The 17,258-nt window shown below is 70.6% G+C and carries 22 protein-coding genes and 1 riboswitch; of the genes, 13 read left to right on the forward strand and 9 right to left on the reverse strand.

The window, feature by feature from the left end:
• Positions 1–122: 122 nt before the first annotated feature.
• Entirely contained in the window at positions 123–410 is a 288-nt protein-coding gene (locus ACFY10_RS25840; RefSeq protein ID WP_390667586.1) for a hypothetical protein, read from the forward strand.
• Here the strand turns inward: ACFY10_RS25840 and ACFY10_RS25845 are convergent.
• Positions 407–655 carry a hypothetical protein gene (locus tag ACFY10_RS25845; RefSeq protein WP_390667587.1) on the reverse strand — a complete coding sequence of 83 codons (249 nt, stop codon included), beginning with the start codon at positions 653–655 and terminating at the stop codon, positions 407–409. The genes ACFY10_RS25840 and ACFY10_RS25845 overlap by 4 nt on opposite strands.
• Positions 656–758: 103 nt before the next feature.
• Here ACFY10_RS25845 and ACFY10_RS25850 point away from each other — a divergent pair, with 103 nt between their 5' ends.
• Entirely contained in the window at positions 759–1,598 is an 840-nt protein-coding gene (locus ACFY10_RS25850) for a hypothetical protein (RefSeq protein ID WP_390667588.1), read from the forward strand.
• A gap of 110 nt (positions 1,599–1,708) precedes the next feature.
• Here ACFY10_RS25850 and ACFY10_RS25855 read toward each other — a convergent pair whose 3' ends face one another.
• The gene (locus ACFY10_RS25855; RefSeq protein WP_390667589.1) at positions 1,709–2,203 is read right to left on the reverse strand and encodes an Asp23/Gls24 family envelope stress response protein; all 495 of its coding nucleotides are present in this window, start codon (positions 2,201–2,203) and stop codon (positions 1,709–1,711) included.
• Positions 2,204–2,647: 444 nt separating this feature from the next.
• On the opposite strand from ACFY10_RS25855, the gene ACFY10_RS25860 reads away from it, so the two are divergent.
• The 6 genes from ACFY10_RS25860 to ACFY10_RS25885 all read left to right on the forward strand — a co-directional run bounded on the left by ACFY10_RS25860 (position 2,648) and on the right by ACFY10_RS25885 (position 7,630).
• Positions 2,648–3,073 carry an STAS domain-containing protein gene (locus tag ACFY10_RS25860; protein WP_390667590.1) on the forward strand — a complete coding sequence of 142 codons (426 nt, stop codon included), beginning with the start codon at positions 2,648–2,650 and terminating at the stop codon, positions 3,071–3,073.
• Positions 3,070–3,738, forward strand: coding sequence for a hypothetical protein (locus ACFY10_RS25865; protein WP_390667591.1), 669 nt, complete (start codon positions 3,070–3,072; stop codon positions 3,736–3,738). Before ACFY10_RS25860 ends, ACFY10_RS25865 begins: the two co-directional genes overlap by 4 nt.
• Positions 3,728–4,474 carry a GAF and ANTAR domain-containing protein gene (locus tag ACFY10_RS25870; protein ID WP_390667592.1) on the forward strand — a complete coding sequence of 249 codons (747 nt, stop codon included), beginning with the start codon at positions 3,728–3,730 and terminating at the stop codon, positions 4,472–4,474. The genes ACFY10_RS25865 and ACFY10_RS25870 overlap by 11 nt, the downstream gene beginning before the upstream one ends.
• Before the next feature lie 80 nt (positions 4,475–4,554).
• Positions 4,555–5,271 carry a GAF and ANTAR domain-containing protein gene (locus ACFY10_RS25875; protein ID WP_390667593.1) on the forward strand — a complete coding sequence of 239 codons (717 nt, stop codon included), beginning with the start codon at positions 4,555–4,557 and terminating at the stop codon, positions 5,269–5,271.
• Positions 5,272–5,493: 222 nt separating this feature from the next.
• A complete protein-coding gene (locus tag ACFY10_RS25880; RefSeq protein WP_390667594.1) occupies positions 5,494–6,144 on the forward strand; it encodes a hypothetical protein in 651 nt (216 codons plus the stop codon).
• A 67-nt stretch (positions 6,145–6,211) separates the two neighbouring features.
• Entirely contained in the window at positions 6,212–7,630 is a 1,419-nt protein-coding gene (locus ACFY10_RS25885; RefSeq protein ID WP_390667595.1) for a PP2C family protein-serine/threonine phosphatase, read from the forward strand.
• Positions 7,631–7,680: 50 nt separating this feature from the next.
• Here ACFY10_RS25885 and ACFY10_RS25890 read toward each other — a convergent pair whose 3' ends face one another.
• Both ACFY10_RS25890 and ACFY10_RS25895 read right to left on the reverse strand, forming a co-directional pair.
• On the reverse strand, positions 7,681–8,040 hold the full coding sequence (locus ACFY10_RS25890) for an ANTAR domain-containing protein (RefSeq protein ID WP_390667596.1): 360 nt from the start codon (positions 8,038–8,040) through the stop codon (positions 7,681–7,683).
• Positions 8,041–8,144: 104 nt separating this feature from the next.
• Positions 8,145–8,387 carry a hypothetical protein gene (locus ACFY10_RS25895; protein WP_390667597.1) on the reverse strand — a complete coding sequence of 81 codons (243 nt, stop codon included), beginning with the start codon at positions 8,385–8,387 and terminating at the stop codon, positions 8,145–8,147.
• A gap of 597 nt (positions 8,388–8,984) precedes the next feature.
• Here ACFY10_RS25895 and ACFY10_RS25900 point away from each other — a divergent pair.
• Complete coding sequence (locus ACFY10_RS25900; protein ID WP_390667598.1) at positions 8,985–9,155, forward strand: hypothetical protein; 171 nt, start codon at positions 8,985–8,987, stop codon at positions 9,153–9,155.
• A 105-nt stretch (positions 9,156–9,260) separates the two neighbouring features.
• Here the strand turns inward: ACFY10_RS25900 and ACFY10_RS25905 are convergent, their stop codons facing one another.
• Positions 9,261–9,596: a three-helix bundle dimerization domain-containing protein gene (locus ACFY10_RS25905; protein WP_390667599.1), complete on the reverse strand. Its 336-nt coding sequence runs from the start codon at positions 9,594–9,596 to the stop codon at positions 9,261–9,263.
• 294 nt (positions 9,597–9,890) lie between these two features.
• Between ACFY10_RS25905 and ACFY10_RS25910 the strand changes: the two genes are divergently transcribed.
• Together ACFY10_RS25910 and ACFY10_RS25915 are read left to right on the forward strand one after the other, a co-directional pair.
• Positions 9,891–10,301 carry a hypothetical protein gene (locus tag ACFY10_RS25910; protein ID WP_390667600.1) on the forward strand — a complete coding sequence of 137 codons (411 nt, stop codon included), beginning with the start codon at positions 9,891–9,893 and terminating at the stop codon, positions 10,299–10,301.
• Positions 10,302–10,318: 17 nt separating this feature from the next.
• Entirely contained in the window at positions 10,319–10,699 is a 381-nt protein-coding gene (locus ACFY10_RS25915) for a hypothetical protein (RefSeq protein ID WP_390667601.1), read from the forward strand.
• A 149-nt stretch (positions 10,700–10,848) separates the two neighbouring features.
• On the opposite strand, the gene ACFY10_RS25920 is transcribed toward ACFY10_RS25915, so the two are convergent.
• The 4 genes from ACFY10_RS25920 to gcvT form a co-directional block, all read right to left on the reverse strand.
• The gene (locus ACFY10_RS25920; protein WP_390667602.1) at positions 10,849–12,216 is read right to left on the reverse strand and encodes an L-serine ammonia-lyase; all 1,368 of its coding nucleotides are present in this window, start codon (positions 12,214–12,216) and stop codon (positions 10,849–10,851) included.
• Between the two features lie 107 nt (positions 12,217–12,323).
• A complete protein-coding gene (gene glyA / locus ACFY10_RS25925) occupies positions 12,324–13,604 on the reverse strand; it encodes a serine hydroxymethyltransferase (RefSeq protein ID WP_390667603.1) in 1,281 nt (426 codons plus the stop codon).
• A 14-nt stretch (positions 13,605–13,618) separates the two neighbouring features.
• Entirely contained in the window at positions 13,619–13,996 is a 378-nt protein-coding gene (gene gcvH, locus ACFY10_RS25930; RefSeq protein WP_058923055.1) for a glycine cleavage system protein GcvH, read from the reverse strand.
• A gap of 131 nt (positions 13,997–14,127) precedes the next feature.
• On the reverse strand, positions 14,128–15,246 hold the full coding sequence (gene gcvT / locus ACFY10_RS25935; RefSeq protein WP_390667604.1) for a glycine cleavage system aminomethyltransferase GcvT: 1,119 nt from the start codon (positions 15,244–15,246) through the stop codon (positions 14,128–14,130).
• 149 nt (positions 15,247–15,395) lie between these two features.
• A riboswitch (glycine riboswitch) is annotated at positions 15,396–15,500 on the reverse strand.
• A gap of 197 nt (positions 15,501–15,697) precedes the next feature.
• Between gcvT and ACFY10_RS25940 the strand changes: the two genes are divergently transcribed.
• Together ACFY10_RS25940 and ACFY10_RS25945 are read left to right on the forward strand one after the other, a co-directional pair.
• A complete protein-coding gene (locus ACFY10_RS25940; RefSeq protein ID WP_390667878.1) occupies positions 15,698–16,372 on the forward strand; it encodes an AAA family ATPase in 675 nt (224 codons plus the stop codon).
• Between the two features lie 67 nt (positions 16,373–16,439).
• Positions 16,440–17,234 carry an enhanced serine sensitivity protein SseB gene (locus tag ACFY10_RS25945; RefSeq protein WP_390667605.1) on the forward strand — a complete coding sequence of 265 codons (795 nt, stop codon included), beginning with the start codon at positions 16,440–16,442 and terminating at the stop codon, positions 17,232–17,234.
• Positions 17,235–17,258: the final 24 nt, after the last annotated feature.

The raw sequence follows: 17,258 nt of genomic DNA on the forward strand, positions 1-17,258 counted from the left end.
ATTCTCCTCGTTCTCCTCGGCGTCTTCGTCCTTCGCCTCAGCCCGCCGGAGCCGCCTGTGAAGCGGTGGCCCAAGCCGGGTCGGCGAGGTTTCAACTCTGCTGGCAGGGCTAGTCGTTGGACATGTCCAGACGCTACGGCGGAAGCTCCGCGGGGACGGTCATCTCCATCATCGCGGACATCGCGGCACTGATTCTGATCCTGTGGATCGCCCTCTACCTGTTCGACGCCAACACCGCCAACAGCACGGTCTCCTGGGTCCACGACGCGGCGAACTGGCTCTCGGGCTGGTCGCACAATCTGTTCACCATCGACTCGGACAACTGGCGCACCGTGGTCAACTACGGTCTGCCCGCTGTCGTCTACCTGCTGATCGGTCACGCGGTGGCCGGCCGGGTCAACCGGACCTAGCCTCCCTTCCGCCGGCGCGCAGCCGCGCGTAGAAGTGAAATGCGGACGGCACTGAACTGCCGGAAGACGTTCAGAGCGCCGACGACCTCGTCCCGCAGACGCATCGGCAGCGCCTGCACCGCCCGTATCCATTCGGCGGAGACGGCCATGACACGCAGTTCACCGTCCCGGTCCGCGAGCAGCGCACCGGTGTCCTCCGCAGGAGTGTGCTTCCACGCGGCTGCGAAACGCTCCCGGATCTCCATCAAGGGCGCGTCAGCCCCACCGTGAGCAGCACAGATCCGGCCCTCACGCCGATGGCCACGGAGCCCGACGGCCGTCGGGCTCCGGAACTGTCCAGGGATATTGATGGGGAATCCGAGAGAAGAAGAACGGGCGCCCAAGCACAAGGTGCTCGACCTGACTGTTGTGCAGGTAGTGGCGAGCGCACTCGCGACTGTGGTGGGCGCGGTGCTGGCGTCCCTGCTGGGGGTGACGGGGACGATCATCGGAGCCGCCGTGGTCAGTACCAGCGCGACCACCGGCGCGGCGGTCTTCTCGCATGCTTTCCGACGGACAGGCGAGGGGATTCGTAGCCGGGTGCCGCCCGTGGGAGTGCCGAGGACGCCGGGCGAGGAGCGGGCGGAACACCGCGCGGACGCCTGGGCGGCGTTCGGGTCACCGCCCGACGCCAAGGCTGTTGACGCCAGGCCGCCCTTCAGGTCCGGTGGACCGGATGGCGAGCACGACGGTACAACAGCGGGCTCCGTGCCTCCCGAAGGCGAGTCGATCACCACGTATCGTGCCGGCTCCGTCCGGAGATCCATCGGATGGAGGAAATACGCCCTGGCGACGGGCCTGGTGTTCGCCCTGGCGATGGTCACGGTGACCACGGTGGAGCTGATCATGGGCAAGCCCGTGGCGGCCGTGGTCAAGAACGAGCCGGGCAGGGGAACCTCGGTGGGCGGTGGCTCGGCCGGTACCCCCGGTCCCACAGACAGCCGGGTACCCACCCAGGGTGCGTCCAGCGGCACGGCGCCGCACCCGGCCGGCTCTGCCTCGCCGGACGCGAGTGCGGCGCCGGACACCAGTTCTGGTCCCACCCCCACCCCCACCCCCAGCTCCAGCCCCAGCCCCAGTCCCAGCGGTTCGGCGTCGTCCGCGCCGTCCAGCGGCGCTGCCGTGAGCAGTTCCTACGGCCACCGCTGATTGAGCGGTGACCAGCGGGTCCAGACCTCGGTGGGCGGCCTCGGCGGCGAGCGGAGCGGGTAGGACCCGGCCCCTCGGGCAGCCGCGCCCGCGTCTGCCCGGGCGAGGCTCTAGTGCACCCGGTCCTCACGGGTCTCCTGCGTGTCCTCGTCCGGCAGGTGCACGTCGTTGACCGCGATGTTCACCTCGACGACCTCCAGGCCCGTCATCCGTTCCACCGCCGCGATCACGTTCTCACGGACCTCTGCGGCGATGTCGGTGATGCTCACTCCGTATTCGACGACGACCTGTAGGTCGATTGCGGTCTGCTTCTCACCGACCTCGACCTTGACGCCACGCCCCGCGCTCGGATGCCCGCCCGGGACCCGGTCGCGCATCGCACCCATGGTGCGGGTGAATCCGCCGCCCAGCGCGTGGATTCCCGGGACCTCCCGTGCGGCGATGCCGGCGATCTTCTCCACCACCCCGTCCGCGATGGTCGTCCGGCCGCGGGTCTCCGCCGGTTCCTGGGGCCTGGACCGTGCGGCGTGCAGCGTCGTGCCCAGGGCGGTGCGCGGCTCATCAGAGCCGGGCTTGGGCAGGGTCGAACCGTTCGGTTCCGTCATGCGGAGCCACCTCCTCGGGTGGTGCACGGACTGCCGTGCCCGGACGGCCGTCGGCCGCCGTGTTTCGTGCCGCTTGCCGAGTACCGCGCTGCGCATCGGGCAGCCTGCGTACGGCATCACATCGCGGCCACGGTCCAGGCGCCGGGAACAGGCAGGTCGCCCGCCCCCACCGGACCGCGCCGGGGACTATGCTGCTGGACGGACGTCCCAGACCCTGGCGGCTTGTCGTTGCTCGACACAAATGGCGCGGGGAGCGGACTTGTCGTCCGTCACCCGGCGCATCCCTGGAGGGAACCGGGTGGGTCCTCTGTCCTGTCGCACAGGCGGTCGGACCGGCCTTCGCTCCGACTCCGCCGAACGTACGTCCCCACCGGGAGCGCCAAGGGGGCCGGGTATCCGGCGTCACCGCGTTCACTGCCGGATGGTCCTCAGAACCGAGGCGTCATGTCCCTCCCACAGCTCGTCGTGTATCGCCATGACCGGAGGAAACGGGCACTGATCACCCTGGCGGGTGAGATCGACCTGGAATCGGTGCCACTGGTGCGCGCGGCATTGGAGCGCTGTCTGCACGACGACATGCGCACCATCGACGTCGATCTCACCCCCGTCACCTTCTGTGACTGCAGCGGCCTCAACGCCTTCCTGCACGCTGCGCAGCAGACCACGGTGGCGGGCGGGACGCTGCGGCTGCACCACCCGCCGCCGATGTTCGCCCTTGTCGTCGGCCTCGCCGGCTGCGGGTTCCTGCTCCTCGGCCTTCCGTCCGGCCAACTGCCACCTCCCCTCGGCGACAGCCTGGCCGCGCCCCGTCCAGCCCCCTCGCACGGGTCTGTCCCGCACGCGCCTGTTCTCTCGGGCGATGTGCGATGACGGCCGAACCCGGGCGGGGACCGTCACGGAAGCCGGGGGACGGCGAGCCCACCGCCATGGCTCCGGTGCGGTTGCGTCGGCTGAACCGCTGGCTGGTGGAGGGCATGCGGGAGGATCTGGCGGATCTGTACGTGGAGTCCCGGGTAACGGCGTCGGGTGATGCGTACCGTCGTCCCAGCTGCCAGAACTTCCTGAACCGTCTCACCGCGGACATGCGCCGGCCGGGATTCGCCATGGTGATCGGTGAGACGGACAGGCTGATGGGATGCGCCTTCGGATTCCCGGTACGCGGCGACGGCTCCTGGTGGTTCGGCTTCGACGGAGTGTTGCCACGCAGCATCGATCAACTCACGGTGTCCGACAGGGTCTTCGCGTTCTGTGACATCTTGATCCGGCCGCACCCGCAGGATCGGGGCCTCGCCCGCCGGGTGCAGGAGCGGCTGCTGACCGACCATCAGGCGTCACTCGGCGCCACGCTGGTGGACCGGGCCGATCGTGCAACCTCCGCTGCGCTGCGCTCCTGGGGGTGGCTGGATGTCGGGGAGCTTCGCAGGCCGCCCGGTCCCACGTTCCGCGCGCTGGTGCTTCCCGTCGGGGAACGCACCACCGCCAGGCTGGAGGGCCTCGCCACGATGCCCGGAGGCGGTGGCCCGGGTGGTCCCTGAGAGCCGGTCGGCCCGCATACAGATGCTGGTGGCCGAGCAGGCGGCGCGACGCGGTGTTCGGGTCGGTGTGGTGGATGTGTGCACCGCGGCCGTGGCCGCGCTGCCGGTCGGCGGGGCCGGGCTGTCGGCGATGTCCAAGGCCGCGCCGAGCCACCCGCTGTGCAGCACCGACACCGTCAGCGAGCAGCTGGAAGAGCTCCAGCTCACGCTGGGCGAGGGGCCCTGTGTGGACGCCTTCCGGCACGGCTCGGCCGTCCTGACACCCGATCTGCTCACCCCTGATCTGCAGGACCGCTGGATGGTGTTCGCCGAGGCGGCCCTGGAAGCCGGGGCCCGCGCGGTCTTCGCGCTCCCTCTGCAGATGGGGGCGATCAGCCCGGGGGTTCTGGACCTGTACGCCCGCCTTCCGGTCCGGTTGGACGCGAAGGAACTTGCGGACGCGATGGCGTTCGCCGATCTGGCGACTCTGGTGCTGCTCGACGCGCGAATCGACGAGACGGGCGGGCCGCCCGACGGCCCCGTCGAGGACCTGGGCGCGTACCGGGCGGAGATCGACCAGGCCAGCGGGATGCTCACGGTCCAGCTCGGCGTCGGCATCGAAGAAGCCTTCGTCCGCCTCCGCGCCCACGCCTATGCGCAGGGATGTCGGCTCGCCGACGTGGCCGCGGACGTGGTGGCTCGTCGGCTCCGTTTCCCACCGGACGCGGAGCCGGACCAGACTGGCAAGGACACTTGACGTCATCGGTACCGGCCGAGGCACGTGCCGTACTTCCCGCCCCGTCGGGCTGGGACTAGTCTCAATCGAGGGTGCCCACGATGGATCAACAGCTCCTGGCCAAGACCTTCGTCGAGCTGGCCGACAACCTGGTCGCCGACTTCGACCTCATCGACTTCCTGCGCCTGCTGACCGACCGCTGCGTCGGCATGCTCGACGCGAGCGCCGCCGGGGTGCTGCTCGCCGACCGGGACGGCAAACTCCGTGTCATGGCCGCCTCCGACGAACAGGTGCGCCTGCTCGAGCTCTTCCAGCTCCAGAACGACGAAGGGCCCTGCCTCGAGTGCTTCCGCACCGGCGCACCGGTGATCATCCACGACCTGACCCGGGAGGTCGACCGCTGGCCGCGCTTCGTCACGGTGGCTCACCGCAGCGGATTCGGGGCCGTCCAGGCCCTGCCCATGCGCCTGCGGGAGGAGACCGTGGGTGCCCTGAACCTCTTCCGCGCAGCCCCCGGCCCCTTCGACCCGGCCGCCACACTCGTCGCCCAGGCGCTGGCCGACGTCGCCACCATCAGCCTGCTTCAACAACGCACCGCGCAGCGCAGCACGGTGCTCAACGAGCAGCTGCAGACGGCGCTGAACAGCCGGGTGCTGATCGAGCAGGCGAAGGGGAAGCTCGCCGAACGCCAGGGCATCGACATGGAGCGGGCGTTCAGCGCGCTGCGCGGTTACGCCCGTTCCCACAACCGGCGCCTGGCCGACGTGGCCCGTGCCTTCATCGACGACTCCGAACCCCTCCCCGGTCTGGGGTTCTGACCCACGCCCCGGCGGGGCCCGCTACCTCTCTGCGCCGTCCTCGATCTGGCTCACTCACCGTTCAGTTGCCTGGCCCACAGCGGCCCCCTGCCTCCAACGGGCCCCGGCGCGGCGCCGATCCGGGGCTATGCTGATGGAGAGACGTCCCGGACCCCGGCGCCGCACCGCACATCGGCCACGATGGCACTCCCGCACCTGCTGGTCTCCTGAACCGAGGCGCCCATGCGCACTCCGCGGCAACCCCACGACCCCGAAGGCTCGGAGCCGTCCGCCATGGACACGGTGCGGCTGCGCCGGCTGAACCGCTGGCAGGCCGAGGGCCTGCGCGAGGACCTGGCGGATCTGTACGTGGAGTCCTCCACCACCCCGCCCGGCGAGGAGTTCCGCGGCCGGCAGGAGTTCCTGCACCGTCTGGCGGACGGCGTGAAACTGCCGGGATTCGACATGCTGGTCGCCGAGGCCCGGTCCCTGACCGGTTGTGTCTTCGGAATTCCCGTGCCGCGTGACGGCTCCTGGTGGCAGGGGTTCGACGGGCCGCTGCCGCAGAACCTGGAGCAACTGACCGCGTCCGGACACGTCTTCGCGATCCTTGAAACCGTCGTCCATCCGCACCAGTACGCCCGCGGGCTCGCCCGCCGGCTCCAGGAGCGCCTGCTCGCCGACCACCAGGCTTCGCTCGGCGTCACTTTGGTGGACCAGTCCGACCGTTCGGCCCGTGCCGGCTTGGAGGCGTGGGGCTGGCAGGAGGCGGGCCTGGTCCACCGGCTTCCGGGACCGACAACCTTGCGGCTACTGGTTCTTCCCCTCGGAGAGCGCACGGTGGAGCACCCGGACGGCCTCGGCCACAATGCCCGCACCCAACGGCCCGGATAGCCGCCTGCGCCGGCCGGGCGCCATGCGTGCGAAGACGTGGAGGCGTTGAGAAGCCGTGGAGGAGCGGGTGGAGCTGTCGCCGGAGCAGGAGGCGCGGCGGATCGCCGCGGTGCGTCGTTACGACATCCTGGACACTCCGCCCGACGGTGCCTTCGACCGGATCGCCGCGCTGGCCGCCCGCCTGTTCGACGCTCCGGCCGCCACGGTGACGATCGTGGACACCGACCGGGTCTGGTTCAAGGCCGCGTACGGTCTGGCGGGGGTCACACAGATCGGCCGGGACCCGGGGCTGTGCACCTCGGCGATCGTCGCCGGCGGCCCTCTGATCGTCCCCGACACCCTCGACGACCCGGTCGCCCGCGCCCACTCCCTGGTGACCGGGCCCGCTCGGGTGCGCTTCTACGCCGCCGCCCCGATCACCACCGGCGACGGTCACCGCCTGGGCACCGTGGACGTCCTGGACACCAGGCCGCGCCGCATCACACCGGACCAGGCCACCGCCCTGACCGACCTGGCCGCGCTCGTCATGGACGAACTGGAGCTGCGGCTGTCCTCCCTGCGCATGCTCCGTGTGGAACGGGAGCTGGTGGAGGCCGAGCACGCGGCACGGGAGCGCGCCGAGCGGGACCGGTCGGAGATCGCCGCGTACGCCTCCACCTTGCAGCGCACGCTGCTGCCCCCGGCACTGCCGGAGGTGCCGGGCCTGGAGGCCGCCTGCCACTACACCACCGCCTCGGTCCACGACGTCGGCGGCGACTTCTACGACGTCTTCCCGCTCGGCGCCGGGCGGTGGGCGTTCTTCCTCGGTGACGTCGGCGGCCGGGGCGCACCCGCCGCCGCGCTCACCTCGCTGATCCGCTACACGCTGCGCACCACCGCCCTGCTGGAACCGGACCCGTGTGCCGTACTGCGAGCGCTCAACACCGCCCTGCTGGCGGCATCGTCCGACGACAGCGGCTTCTGCACCCTGGTCTTCGGCACCCTCGTTCCCGAGCCCGCGGGCGGTTTCGCCCTCACCCTGGCAGGCGGCGGCCACCTCCCGGCCCACCACCTGCGGCCTGCCCGCCGCGACGGGCCCGACCGGGCCGTCGCCCGGGCCGAGCCGGTGAACCTGGCCGGAGGGATGCTCGTCGGCGCCCTGCCGCAGGCGGACTTCGTCTCCCGGGACCTTCAACTCCTGCCCGGCGAGGCGCTCTTCCTCTACAGCAACGGACTCACCGAGGCCCGTACTCCCCGAGGCGCCCGGTTCGGCGAGAGCGGCCTGGCCGCCCACCTCACCCACCACGCCGCCACCAACCGGGCCCTCGGCGCCACCGCTGTCATCAGCGACCTCACCGCGCTGCTGAACACGTTCCCCGCAGGACCCGCGGACGACGTCGCGCTCCTCGCCCTCAGCGCCACCTCCACGACGCCCGCCCCCACACCCTCCGGCGCCTCGGGCACCGCACACACCAGCGTGCCCCTCCCACCCCCCGACAGCACGTGACCGGGCCGAACGGGCGAAGAGCCGACAGGGCGTCCGCCGGGCGCGCGCCGTCATCGCCGGTCCGCCCTGTGAAGGCGCCGCAGTGCCTGGCGCAACTCCTGTCGTACCGGTTCCGGGAGTGCCTCGTCCTTCGCCGTGGCGACCAGGGCCGCGGCCACGTCCCGGAGCTTGACGTTGCAGCGCTGCGACACGTCCACCAGCAGGTCCCAGGCCCTCTCACCGGAACAGGGCGCCAGGGCCATGATCATGCCGCGCGCCTGGTCGATTACCGCACGGCTCACCAGCGCCCGCTCCAACTGCTCGTTCCGGGCTCGCAGTTCGACGACCTCGGCCAGCAGAGCCGCGTCCTCCGCCGACGTCACAGCCGTCGGCAGCCGCTGCTCTTCGCGAGGCGTGCTCACCTGGTGCATGGTGCGTACCTCACAACGCAGTCATCCTGTCCATGGGCGGTCGGCGGTACGCCAGTTGCTGTTCGCCGGCCGTACCGGACGGGTGGGGCAGGCCGCGGTGTCGGTCACTTGTCGTGCTCGCTGTCCCGACGGACCTCGCGCCTCCAGCGCGCCCGATGCGTACGGCGGTCCCGGTGCTCCCCGGGATCAGAACCGCCGCCACGGTCCCAGCCCCCGCCTTCACCACGGCGGCCGTATTGGACGGCGCCGAACACCAGCACGGCCGAGGCTGCGGCCACCCACCAGATGGGGTGGAGGAAGCCGAAGCCGAGCAGGACCGCGATGAGAACGAGAAGGAAGACGAACACGGCGGGCCTCCCCGGAGCGGAGCGTCACTGCCGGGGGCCGGGGGCCGGGGCCTGTTCGAACAGCGTAGCCCTGCCCGGAGACAGCTGGTAGCGCCCCATGTAACGGTCTCGCACCCGGAGAGGCTGGCTACTTGCCGTCTGTTCAGGGAGCGTGTCGAGGGCCGGCGTGCGCGGTACGGCCCGATTCCCTGGCAGCGGCGATCACCTCTCGCGCTCCTTCGGGGAGCGCACCTTGCACATCGGTGCCGGAACCTGCCTCGTCGGCGGCGCGTCCGCCACGAGGGCCGGCAGGAGCCGGACCGGGAGATCACGTAACGGCTGCTGCGCGTGTGAGCGGGGCATGGATCCACCGCACCGGCGTATCCATCAAGAGTGCGAGCCGCACCAGCCGCAGTAACATGGATCGTGGGTTGGCTCACTCTCACGTGCAGCCGCCCGGAAGGGCGACTCCGGCGTGGTTGCGCCGGAGTCGTTGTGCTCGAAGCGGTCTACGTGGGCACCATCACCGACGTCCCGCCGTGGTCACCGTACGAACCGGGCTGCCGGCTCGCCCTAACCAGGAGCCTGGTCAGGAAGGCTCAGGGAGGTGTACGAGTCGTGGCGTACTTTCTCTTGTTCGTCGTTGTTGCCGTCGTCCTGGGAATCATCGGCGCGACAGCCGAAGGCCTGGGTTATCTGCTGATCGTCGGCATCGTGGTTCTCGTGGCCGATGTGACCGTGGTCGCCGTGCGGCTGTCCCGGCGCGCACGGCGGCGTCCTCTCCGCTGACCTGTCTCGGCTCACCGGTTCTGGTCGACCTCGTTCCGCCGGAGCCGGTGAGCGTTCGGCGCGGCCGGAAGGCGCTTGCTCACCTGAGAACCGTTGTCGTGCTGATCACGGGCGCGGTGCCGGTGCCGAGCGGGTCAGGGCGATGCGAAGCCTTCGCAGGGCCGAGGTGACCGAGTGACCTCGTATCCCGTCGGACTCCTCGCGAAGGGGAGCCGTGGCATCGGGGCGTCGGACGAGTTGTCGTAGCCTGGCGCGGCTGTTGTGCTCGACGAGGATCGGCACGTAGCCGGCGATACGGGCGTTGCTGAGCGGCTGGTAGCAGTCCTGCACCACCTCCCGTACGACCGCGGGTGTCAGCAGGCCGGCGTAGGAGGCCGTCAGATGGTTGGTGAGCTTCCGAAGGGTGTCGGGTAGCGCGGTCTCGGCCGTGTTCGCGCCCATGGCGCGCTCCTCACTTCACAGACGGCCGACCTCGGCAGCCGATCGGTATCCGCGTGCTCGGCGACGCCCGTCCACTCCCCACACTTGCACGGATCGCGTCCGCGGAACGGCCCGCCGGATCTGTTCACCAAATGGCCATCTCGGACCTGTCGACCGCGTACGGCCCGTACGGCGGGCCGCAGGAGTACCCTGGTGTTACCGAGGGTATTTCGCGCACCGGCCGCCATGCTTGTGTCGTTTTCGGCGATTGATTACACCGGGCCGGTCCAACCGGCCCGGAGCAGGGTTCGCATCATGACTGCGACCGTTTGGTACACGCCGACACTCGAAGACCGGCCCTCCTCTCCGTCTCTCCGCATGCCGCCGGCTCTCACCGGTTCGGCTCCGGCCCTGCTGGATGGTGTCTCATCGACTGCCGTGCTCGACGCGCAGAGGACTCCCGTCTCGGCCCGCTGGTTGATGGCCGCCGTGAGCGACCCACTGCGCATGTCAAGTGCGGGCCGGCTGATGGAGGAGGCGGCGCGCCTGCGCACCGTGTCGGGGATCGACCGGGTGGTGGGGGCCGTCTGGGACGCCGAAGGAGGCCATGAGGGCCGCGGTCCGACCTCACGTCCACGGATTCCGGCAGTCACCGCTCCGGTACTCGGCATCCCGGCAGTAGCTCTGCCGACACCGACGGTGAGTTCCAGGCGTCCCAGCGGCTGAGTGACGCCGCGGCGACCATGGCCGACACTCCGGGCACGCTCCAACTGCGCCTGCTGCAGACCGTGGTGGACGTCTCCGCGGAGAAGAACAGCACGCTGGTCATGCCGTTCCCGGTGGAGATGCTCCGCTTCTTCGAGCACCAGAGCCGGGAGACCGACGGCGAATCCATCCACCGGAGCATCCCGCACCCCGCGCTCCCCGAACGCCCGGAACTCCCTGAACTCCCTGAACTGATCACCTCTGCCCCACTCGCCGCGCCCGCCTTCCCGCTGAGCGGAGAACGGGTCGGTTCCCACGGAGACCGGGTCGGCAGCCGCGCGGCAGTGGCGCGTGAACGGCGGGACGACTGGCCGACACACACAGACTCCGACCCCGACGCGTCACATGTCGGCGGCTGATCCCCGCCTGGTGCCGAGCAGTCGGCGGGTGAGCGCGAAGCGCCATGGCGGCGAGTCGTCCACCATGGGCGTTGTGCATTCCGCCGCGTGAGCAGGGAAGGCCCCGACAGCGCTGAAAGATACGAACGCACTGGTCAGGGCCTTTTCCGTCAGCACTCGATGATGTTGACCGCCAGCCCGCCCCGCGCCGTCTCCTTGTACTTCACGCTCATGTCCGCGCCGGTGTCCTTCATCGTCTTGATGACCTTGTCCAGGGACACCTTGTGCGAGCCGTCGCCGCGCATCGCCATCCGTGCGGCCGTGACCGCCTTCACCGCGGCCATGCCGTTGCGCTCGATGCAGGGGATCTGGACCAGGCCGCCGACCGGGTCGCAGGTCAGGCCGAGGTTGTGTTCCATGCCGATCTCCGCGGCGTTCTCGACCTGTTCGGGAGAGCCGCCGAGCACCTCCGCAAGTGCGCCCGCGGCCATCGAGCAGGCGGAGCCGACCTCGCCCTGGCAGCCGACCTCGGCGCCGGAGATGGAGGCGTTCTCCTTGAAGAGCATGCCGATCGCGCCGGCGGCGAGAAGGAAGCGGACCACCCCGTCCTCGTCGGCGCCGGGGACGAAGTTGATGTAGTAGTGCAGGACTGCCGGGATGATGCCCGCCGCGCCGTTCGTCGGGGCGGTGACCACCCGGCCGCCGGCCGCGTTCTCCTCGTTGACGGCCATCGCGTAGAGCGTGATCCACTCCATCGCGTGCGCCAACGGGTCGCCCTCGGCGCGGAGTTGGCGCGCGGAGAGCGCGGCCCGGCGCCGTACCTTCAGACCGCCCGGCAGGATGCCCTCGCGGGACATGCCGCGGGCCACGCACGCCTGCATGACCCGCCAGATGTCGAGAAGTCCCGTGCGGATCTCGTCCTCGGTGCGCCAGGCCCGCTCGTTCTCCAGCAACAGAGCGGAGATGGACAGGCCCGTCTCCCTGGTCAGGCGCAGCAGTTCGTCACCGGTGCGGAAGGGGTACTTCAGCACCGTGTCGTCCAGCTTGATGCGGTCCGCGCCCACCGCGTCCTCGTCGACGACGAAACCGCCGCCCACCGAGTAGTACGTCTTCGACAGCAGCTCCGCACCGTCCGCGTCGAACGCCCAGAGCGTCATGCCGTTCGCGTGGTACGGGAGGGCCTTACGGCGGTGCAGCTTCAGGTCCTCGTCGAAGGAGAACGGGATCTCGTGCTCGCCCAGGAGCCGGATGCGGCCGGACGACTTGATCGCCTCCACCCGGTCGTCCGCCGTCTCCACGTTCACCGTCCGCGGCGAGGCGCCCTCCAGGCCGAGCAGCACCGCCTTGGGTGTTCCGTGGCCGTGGCCGGTCGCGCCCAGGGAGCCGTACAGCTCGGAACGTATGGACGCGACGGAGCCCAGCAGCTCCTCATTGCGCAGGCGCCGCGCGAACATGCGTGCCGCGCGCATCGGGCCGACCGTGTGGGAGCTGGACGGGCCGATGCCGATCGAGAACAGGTCGAAGACCGAGATGGCCACGGTGACTCCTCAGAACGGGGGTGGTGCGAGGGGCTCCACACCGGGTGGAGCGGGGGCGGGGCACCGCGCACACCTCCCAGTGTGCGCGGCACCCTCGCGAAACGGGCCTACTTGCCCAGACCGGGGTACAGCGGGTGCTTGTCGGCCAGGGTCCTGACCCGGGCCTTCAACGCCTCCACGTCGGCCTCCCCGAAGGGAGAAGGCGCCTTGAGCGCCTCCGCGATGACGTCCGCGACCTCGGCGAAGTCCTCGGCCGCAAAGCCGCGGGTGGCCAGGGCCGGGGTGCCGATGCGCAGGCCGGAGGTGACCATCGGCGGGCGCGGGTCGTTCGGGACGGCGTTGCGGTTGACCGTGATGCCGACCTCGTGCAGACGGTCCTCCGCCTGCTGCCCGTCCAGCTCGGACTCGCGCAGGTCGACCAGGATCAGGTGCACGTCGGTGCCGCCGGACAGCACGTTGACCCCGGCGGCGCGGGCGTCGTCCGCGGTCAGCCGCGCGGCGAGGATCTGCGCGCCCTCGACCGTGCGGCGCTGCCGCTCCTTGAACTCCTCCGAAGCGGCGACCTTGAAGGAGACCGCCTTCGCCGCGATCACGTGCTCCAGCGGACCGCCCTGGAAGCCCGGGAAGACCGACGAGTTGAGCTTCTTCGCGAAGTCCTTCTTCGCCAGGATGATGCCGCCGCGCGGGCCGCCCAGCGTCTTGTGGGTGGTCGAGGTGACCACGTCCGCGTGCTCGACCGGGTTGGGGTGCAGCCCGGCCGCGACCAGGCCGGCGAAGTGCGCCATGTCGACCCACAGGTACGCGCCGACCTCGTCCGCGATCCGCCGGAAGGCGGCGAAGTCCAGCTGCCGCGGATACGCCGACCAGCCCGCGATGATCACCTTCGGGCGGTGCTCCTTGGCCAGCTTCTCCAGCTCGGCCATGTCGACCAGGCCGGTCGCCGCGTCCACGTGGTAGGCGACCACGTTGAACTGCTTGCCGGAGAAGTTCAGCCGCATCCCGTGGGTGAGGTGGCCGCCGTGGGCGAGGTCCAGGCCGAGGATGGTGTCCCCGGGCTGGGCCAGCGCGAACAGGGCGGCCTGGTTGGCGGAGGCGCCCGAGTGCGGTTGCACATTCGCATACTCGGCGCCGAACAGTTCCTTGACGCGGTCGATGGCGATCTGCTCGGCGACGTCGACGTGCTCGCAGCCGCCGTAGTAGCGGCGGCCCGGGTAGCCCTCGGCGTACTTGTTGGTCAGCACCGAGCCCTGCGCCTCGAGCACCGCCACCGGGGCGAAGTTCTCCGAGGCGATCATCTCGAGGGTGGACTGCTGACGGTGCAGCTCGGCGTCGACCGCGGCGGCGATGTCCGGGTCGAGCTCGTGCAGGGGCGTGTTCAGTACGGACATGCGTCTACGGCTCCTCAGCCGGCGTTCTGGGCGGTGTACTCGTCGGCGGAGAGCAGGTCGGCCGGCTCCTCCGTGACGCGGACCCTGAAGAGCCAACCGCCCTCGAAGGGGGCCGAGTTGACCAGCGACGGGTCGTTCACCACGTCCTCGTTGATCTCGGTGACCTCACCGGTGACCGGGGAGTACAGGTCGCTGACCGACTTGGTCGACTCCAGCTCGCCGCAGGTCTCGCCCGCGGTCACGGCGGAGCCCACCTCGGGAAGCTGGGCGTAGACGACATCGCCGAGCGCGTTGGCCGCGAACTCCGTGATGCCGACCGTCGAGACGCCGTCCTCGGCGGCCGACAGCCACTCGTGCTCCTTGCTGTAACGCAGCTGCTGGGGGTTGCTCATGGCCTGAATTCTCCTGTACGCGGGGGAGTGCTGATGAATGGGGGACTGCTGAAAACGCGTGTGAGCAGGGAAAATGTGCGCGGGGTCACGTCCGAGGACGGAGCCGGCCCTCGCCCAGTGTCGGTCAGTGTCTACTTCTTGCGCTTGTAGAACGGCAGCGCCACGACCTCGTACGGCTCGTGACTGCCCCGGATGTCCACACCGACACCCTCGCTGCCGGGCGCCGCGTGCGCCGCGTCGACGTACGCCATCGCGACCGGCTTGCCCAGCGTCGGGGAGGGGGCGCCGGAGGTGACCTCGCCGATCACCTCGCCGCCCGCGACGACCGGGTACCCGGCGCGCGGGACCCGGCGGCCCTGAGCGACCAGGCCGACGAGGACTCGCGGCGGGTTCTCGGAAGCCCTGGCGGCCGCCTCCCGGAGCGCCTCGCGCCCCACGAAGTCGCCCTCCTTCTCGAACTTCACCACCCGCCCGAGCCCGGCGTCGAACGGCGTGAGCGAGGTGGACAGTTCATGCCCGTACAGCGGCATGCCCGCCTCCAGGCGCAGCGTGTCCCGGCAGGACAGCCCGCAGGGCACCAGCCCGACGGGCGCCCCCGCATCGGTCAGCGCCTGCCACAGCTTCTCGGCGTCACCGGGGGCGACGAACAGCTCGAAGCCGTCCTCGCCGGTGTAGCCGGTGCGCGCGATGAGGGCGGGGACGCCGGCGACGGTGCCGGGCAGGCCGGCGTAGTACTTCAGGCCGTCGAGGTCGGCGTCGGTGAGCGACTTGAGGATGCCGGGGGACTCGGGGCCCTGCACGGCGATCAGCGCGTAGTTGTCCCGGTCGTCGCGCACCTCGGCGTCGAAGCCGGCCGAACGCTCCACCAAAGCGTCCAGCACCACCTGGGCGTTGGAGGCATTGGCAACCACCATGTATTCGGTCTCGGCGAGCCGGTAGACGATCAGGTCGTCGAGGATGCCGCCGTCGGCCCGGCAGATCATGGTGTAGCGGGCGCGGCCGACGCCGACGGAGGCGATGTTGCCCACGAGGGCGAAGTTCAGCAGGGCGGCCGATTCCGGCCCGGTCACCGTGATCTCGCCCATGTGCGAGAGATCGAAGAGACCGGCCCTCGTACGTACGGCGATGTGCTCGTCGCGCTCGGAGCCGTAGCGCAGGGGCATGTCCCAGCCGGCGAAGTCGGTCATCGTCGCGCCGAGCGAGCGATGCAGGGCATCGAGCGCGGTGTGACGGGGTGCGGTGCTGCTCATCGGACGGTCGTCTCCCAAGGCATGACGGGCGAGGTCGTTCCTCCCCATCTGTCATCGGAACCTGAGAGGTTCGCCATGACCACGAGTGTGGCTTCTGGCTTGCACCTTGGGTGGAGCCGCTGACGCAGCGGCCCGCTTTTCAGATGTGCCTCGCCCGCGCGGTAACGGGGCCTGAGAGATTCAAGGGAGGGACTTGCTCCTTCGGCGCCCCAGCGACACACACGTACTGCTGGGGACTCTCCCGCGCGGATTCGAACGGCCGGTATGCAGTTGGCGCGCACATCATTGCACGCCTCGTCCGCATCCGGCAGGGCCGCTCCGGCACCTCCTTTTCGACCCCTCCCTTTGTAACCGGGCTGTGGCCGGAACCGAACGGAACCGCGAGAGATCGTGCATTACCTTCTCTTTACATTCGATGGGGAGAACCTTTCCTGACCCCGCAGGGAGGACGATCACGGTGAACAGGACCACGGCATACGCCACGATCTCGGCCGTAGCGCTGCCCAAGCAGCCCGCGGCCCCGGCCGGGGAGGCGTGCGGCGCCCTCCCGGCACCCGTGGTCCGCGACCTGCGCGACCGCTCGGGGCACAGCCCGCACGCCCTGCTCTTCGGCCCCCGTGACCTCGTGGTGATCACCGGCCTGCCCGGCAGCGGCAAGTCCACGCTGATGGAGCGCGCGGTCCGCGGCATCCGCATCGACTCCCAGGACGCCCGAGACCGCTGGGACGCCCGCGCGTCCCGCTTCCTGCCGTACGCGGTCTACCGGCCGCTGGTCCGCCTCGCCCACTACGCGGGACTGCGCCGCGCCCTGCGCAGCGGCGAGGGCGTCGTCGTGCACGACTGCGGTACGCAGGCCTGGGTGCGCGGCTGGCTGGCCCGCGAGGCCCGTCGCCGCGGCGGCACCCTGCATCTGCTGCTGCTCGACGTCACGCCCGGCACGGCCCTGGAGGGCCAGCGCGAGCGCGGCCGGGGCGTCTCGCGCTACGCCTTCCTGCGTCATCGCACGGCGGCGGCCCGTCTGATCCGCGCGGTGGAGCGGGGCGACCTGCCCGAGGGCGTCGGCTCGGCGGTGCTGCTGGACCGGGACGCGGCGGACGTCCTGCGCAGGATCGGCTTCACGGGCTGACGCTCTGCGCGTCTTCACCCGATAGCCTTTTGGCCACATCAGTGGTTCACAGCAGGCGGTCGGACAGATGGACTTCCCAGCGGATCTCCCCGCGGACTTTCCCATGCAGGCGCACCCCCATCCGCACGGCGGATGGCCCGGCAACGAGCTGGAGGAGGTGCTGTCGGCCTCCCTCGGCATGCCCTCGGCGGGCGGCCGGATCATCGAGGTGCTCGGCCGCAGCTTCGTCTGGGTGCCGCTGCCGAGCGGCGGCGGCCCGCACAGCGGCCCCCTCGACCTGCCCACGCTGGAGATCGAGGGCCAGGCATACGTTCCGGTCTTCAGCTCCGAGGAGCAGTTCCGGCAGGTCGTCGGCTCCCACATGTCGTTCACGGTCGCCCCGGCCGTCGAGTTCGCCCGCGGACTGCCCCCGCAGGTCGGCCTCGCCGTGAACCCGGACGGTGTGGTCGGTGTCCCGCTCCCGCCGTCCGCCGTCGCCGAACTCTGCCGCGTGGGCCGCACCCCGCTGGACGGCCCCGCCTCCGGCGGCCGGGTCAAGCTCTTCGAACCGGACTGGCAGGACGACCCGATCGACTTCCTCGCCGCGGCCTCCGCCGAGTTCGCGGAAACCGGCGTGGTCGTCACGGCCCGCCGCTGCCTCGCCGCCGTCGAGACGGCGGACCCGGTGATGTTCGTGGGCGTCGAACTCTCCCAGTGGGAGGGGGACATCAGGGCGCTTCCCCTTCAGGCCCTGGGCCGGGCCATCACCAGGATCCCCACCCAGTGGCCGGTCAACCTGGTCCTCCTGGACGTGACGGACGACCCGGTGGCGAACTGGATGCGCGAACAGGTGCGCCCTTTCTATACAAGGGATCACCTGTAAGTGCCGCCGGGGGGAACGGGCCAC

The organism is Streptomyces sp. NPDC001401, from assembly GCF_042895385.1.
Taxonomy (GTDB): Bacteria; Actinomycetota; Actinomycetes; order Streptomycetales; family Streptomycetaceae; genus Streptomyces.

Bases quoted from the DNA above. Each gene is read 5' to 3' on its own strand.
- ACFY10_RS25850 (WP_390667588.1), top strand. From the start codon at position 759: ATGGGGAATCCGAGAGAAGAAGAACGGGCGCCCAAGCACAAGGTGCTC.
- ACFY10_RS25845 (WP_390667587.1), bottom strand. From the start codon at position 655: ATGGAGATCCGGGAGCGTTTCGCAGCCGCGTGGAAGCACACTCCTGCG.
- gcvT (WP_390667604.1), bottom strand. From the start codon at position 15,246: ATGAGCAGCACCGCACCCCGTCACACCGCGCTCGATGCCCTGCATCGC.
- ACFY10_RS25945 (WP_390667605.1), top strand. From the start codon at position 16,440: ATGGACTTCCCAGCGGATCTCCCCGCGGACTTTCCCATGCAGGCGCAC.
- ACFY10_RS25880 (WP_390667594.1), top strand. From the start codon at position 5,494: ATGCGCACTCCGCGGCAACCCCACGACCCCGAAGGCTCGGAGCCGTCC.
- ACFY10_RS25915 (WP_390667601.1), top strand. From the start codon at position 10,319: ATGGCCGACACTCCGGGCACGCTCCAACTGCGCCTGCTGCAGACCGTG.
- ACFY10_RS25855 (WP_390667589.1), bottom strand. From the start codon at position 2,203: ATGACGGAACCGAACGGTTCGACCCTGCCCAAGCCCGGCTCTGATGAG.
- ACFY10_RS25910 (WP_390667600.1), top strand. From the start codon at position 9,891: ATGACTGCGACCGTTTGGTACACGCCGACACTCGAAGACCGGCCCTCC.
- ACFY10_RS25875 (WP_390667593.1), top strand. From the start codon at position 4,555: ATGGATCAACAGCTCCTGGCCAAGACCTTCGTCGAGCTGGCCGACAAC.
- ACFY10_RS25905 (WP_390667599.1), bottom strand. From the start codon at position 9,596: ATGGGCGCGAACACGGCCGAGACCGCGCTACCCGACACCCTTCGGAAG.
- gcvH (WP_058923055.1), bottom strand. From the start codon at position 13,996: ATGAGCAACCCCCAGCAGCTGCGTTACAGCAAGGAGCACGAGTGGCTG.
- glyA (WP_390667603.1), bottom strand. From the start codon at position 13,604: ATGTCCGTACTGAACACGCCCCTGCACGAGCTCGACCCGGACATCGCC.
- ACFY10_RS25840 (WP_390667586.1), top strand. From the start codon at position 123: ATGTCCAGACGCTACGGCGGAAGCTCCGCGGGGACGGTCATCTCCATC.
- ACFY10_RS25860 (WP_390667590.1), top strand. From the start codon at position 2,648: ATGTCCCTCCCACAGCTCGTCGTGTATCGCCATGACCGGAGGAAACGG.
- ACFY10_RS25865 (WP_390667591.1), top strand. From the start codon at position 3,070: ATGACGGCCGAACCCGGGCGGGGACCGTCACGGAAGCCGGGGGACGGC.
- ACFY10_RS25890 (WP_390667596.1), bottom strand. From the start codon at position 8,040: ATGCACCAGGTGAGCACGCCTCGCGAAGAGCAGCGGCTGCCGACGGCT.